Annotated in this window: 1 rRNA gene; it reads left to right on the top strand. The window is 54.6% G+C overall.

The annotated features are described in order from the left end of the window. Positions 1 to 210: 210 nt before the first annotated feature. Positions 211 to 3,349, top strand: a 23S ribosomal RNA gene (locus ACWDPV_RS24105). Positions 3,350 to 3,442: the final 93 nt, after the last annotated feature.

The raw sequence follows: 3,442 nt of genomic DNA, 5'->3' as shown, positions 1-3,442 counted from the left end.
CGGTTGTGGGTGTGTGTTGTTTGAGAAGTGCATAGTGGATGCGAGCATCTTTATTTTTGCAATGCATACATGATTCTGATTTGTTTCAGGTTGTGCGTGTTTTGTTCGAGTTTTTGTTTTTGAAGATTTTTGTCTCTTTGATGATGGTCACATTGGTGCAGAAGTGCCGGCCCTTGTGGGGTGTGGTGGTTCTGTGTGGGTGTGAGTGTTGTTGTAAGTGTTTAGGGCGTTCGGTGGATGCCTTGGTACCAGGAGCCGATGAAGGACGTGGTAGGCCGCGATAGTCCTCGGGGAGTTGTCAAACGAGCTGTGATCCGAGGGTGTCCGAATGGGGAAACCCAGCACGAGTGATGTCGTGTTACCACCAGCTGAATGTATAGGCTGTGTGGGGGGAACGTGGGGAAGTGAAACATCTCAGTACCCATAGGAAGAGAAAACAATTGTGATTCCGTGAGTAGTGGCGAGCGAAAGCGGAGGATGGCTAAACCATGCGCATGTGAGACCGGGTAGGGGTTGTGTGTGTGGGGTTGTGGGGTTCTTCTTCTCCGATCTACTTGTCGGGGCGTGAGTGAGAAAATCGTGTGTTAGGTGAAGTGGCCTGGAATGGTCTGCCGTAGTCGGTGAGAGTCCGGTAGCTGAAAGCACATGGTCTTGCGTGAAGGATTTTCCCAAGTAGCAGCGGGCTCGTGGAATCTGCTGTGAATCTGCCGGGACCACCCGGTAAGCCTGAATACTTCCTGGTGACCGATAGCGGACTAGTACCGTGAGGGAAAGGTGAAAAGTACCCCGGGAGGGGAGTGAAATAGTACCTGAAACCGGACGCTGACAATCCGTCAAAGCCTGTGCACAGTTCAGTCTGTGGTGGGTGATGGCGTGCCTTTTGAAGAATGAGCCTGCGAGTTAGTGCTCGGTGGCGAGGTTAACCCGTGTGGGGTAGCCGTAGCGAAAGCGAGTCTGAATAGGGCGTGTGAGTCGCCGGGTCTAGACCCGAAGCGAAGTGATCTACCCATGGCCAGGGTGAAGCGCGGGTAAGACCGCGTGGAGGCCCGAACCCACTTCAGTTGAAAATGGAGGGGATGAGTTGTGGGTAGGGGTGAAAGGCCAATCAAACTTCGTGATAGCTGGTTCTCCCCGAAATGCATTTAGGTGCAGCGTGGTGTGTTTCTTGCCGGAGGTAGAGCTACTGGATGGCCGATGGGCCCTACTAGGTTACTGACGTCAGCCAAACTCCGAATGCCGGTAAGTGAGAGCACTGCAGTGAGACTGCGGGCGATAAGGTTCGTAGTCGAGAGGGAAACAGCCCAGATCGCCGGCTAAGGCCCCTAAGCGTGTACTAAGTGGAAAAGGATGTGGGGTCGCGAAGACAACCAGGAGGTTGGCTTAGAAGCAGCCACCCTTGAAAGAGTGCGTAATAGCTCACTGGTCAAGTGATCCTGCGCCGACAATGTAGCGGGGCTCAAGTACACCGCCGAAGCCGCGGCACTCCACCATCAACATCCGCGTCGCCTTACGGGGCGGCGTGTAGTGGGTGGGGTGGGTAGGGGAGCGTCCTGCATCCGTGGAAGCGCCGACGTGAGTTAGGTGTGGAGGGTGTGGGAGTGAGAATGCAGGCATGAGTAGCGAAAGCAGAGTGAGAAACTCTGCCGCCGAATGACCAAGGGTTCCTGGGCCAGGTTAATCCGCCCAGGGTGAGTCGGGACCTAAGGCGAGGCCGACAGGCGTAGTCGATGGACAACGGGTTGATATTCCCGTACCCGTGTATCCGCGCCCATGCTGAATCACAGGTACTAACCGTCCAGATGTCACGAGAAGACCTTCGGGTCTCGAGTTGGCTGATGCACGGGACCTTCTGTGGTAGTAGGCAAGCGATGGGGTGACGCAGGAAGGTAGTGGGGCCAGGCAGTGGTTGTCCTGGTGTAAGCCTGTAGGACGAGGCATTGGTAAATCCGTGTTTCATGTGTCTGAGAGGTGATGCGTAACCGTTGTGGTGAATTCCATGATCCTATGCTGCCGAGAAAAGCCTCTAGTGAGTTGGTACACGGCCCGTACCCCAAACCGACACAGGTGGTCAGGTAGAGAATACTAAGGCGATCGAGAGAACTGTGGTTAAGGAACTCGGCAAAATGCCCCCGTAACTTCGGGAGAAGGGGGACCCATCCTGGTGACGTACCTTGCGTACTGAGCTGGTGTGGGTCGCAGAGACCAGAGAGAAGCGACTGTTTACTAAAAACACAGGTCCGTGCGAAGTCGTAAGACGATGTATACGGACTGACGCCTGCCCGGTGCTGGAAGGTTAAGAGGACCGGTTAATCACTTCGGTGGTGAAGCTGAGAATTTAAGCCCCAGTAAACGGCGGTGGTAACTATAACCATCCTAAGGTAGCGAAATTCCTTGTCGGGTAAGTTCCGACCTGCACGAATGGCGTAACGACTTCTCTGCTGTCTCAACCACAGACTCGGCGAAATTGCAGTACGAGTAAAGATGCTCGTTACGCGCGGCAGGACGAAAAGACCCCGGGACCTTCACTATAGCTTGGTATTGGTGTTCGGTTCGGTTTGTGTAGGATAGGTGGGAGACTGTGAAGCGGCCACGCCAGTGGTTGTGGAGTCGTTGTTGAAATACCACTCTGATCGTATTGGACTTCTAACCTCGGACCCTGATCGGGTTCAGGGACAGTGCCTGGTGGGTAGTTTAACTGGGGCGGTTGCCTCCCAAAATGTAACGGAGGCGCCCAAAGGTTCCCTCAGCCTGGTTGGCAATCAGGTGGTGAGTGTAAGTGCACAAGGGAGCTTGACTGTGAGACGTACATGTCGAGCAGGGACGAAAGTCGGGACTAGTGATCCGGCACCAACGTGTGGAAGTGGTGTCGCTCAACGGATAAAAGGTACCCCGGGGATAACAGGCTGATCTTCCCCAAGAGTCCATATCGACGGGATGGTTTGGCACCTCGATGTCGGCTCGTCGCATCCTGGGGCTGGAGTAGGTCCCAAGGGTTGGGCTGTTCGCCCATTAAAGCGGCACGCGAGCTGGGTTTAGAACGTCGTGAGACAGTTCGGTCTCTATCCGCCGCGCGCGTTAGAAACTTGAGGAAACCTGTCCCTAGTACGAGAGGACCGGGACGGACGAACCTCTGGTGTGCCAGTTGTTCCGCCAGGAGCATTGCTGGTTGGCTACGTTCGGAAGGGATAACCGCTGAAAGCATCTAAGCGGGAAGCCTGTTCCAAGATGAGGTTTCTCACCACCTTGAGTGGTTAAGGCCCCCTACAGACCATGGGGTTGATAGGCCAGAACTGGAAGCCTGGTAACAGGTGTAGGTGACTGGTACTAATCGGCCGAGGACTTACAACAACATTTCTTTAACTCAAAAGATTGTTTCGCATCCACTATGTACTTCTGAAATAGCACATCGCACAGGGGCTCCGCCCCCGTGTGCCCCCAAAAA

This window comes from Gordonia sp. NPDC003504, assembly GCF_053587995.1.
This window is presented reverse-complemented; position numbering and strand designations above follow the sequence as displayed.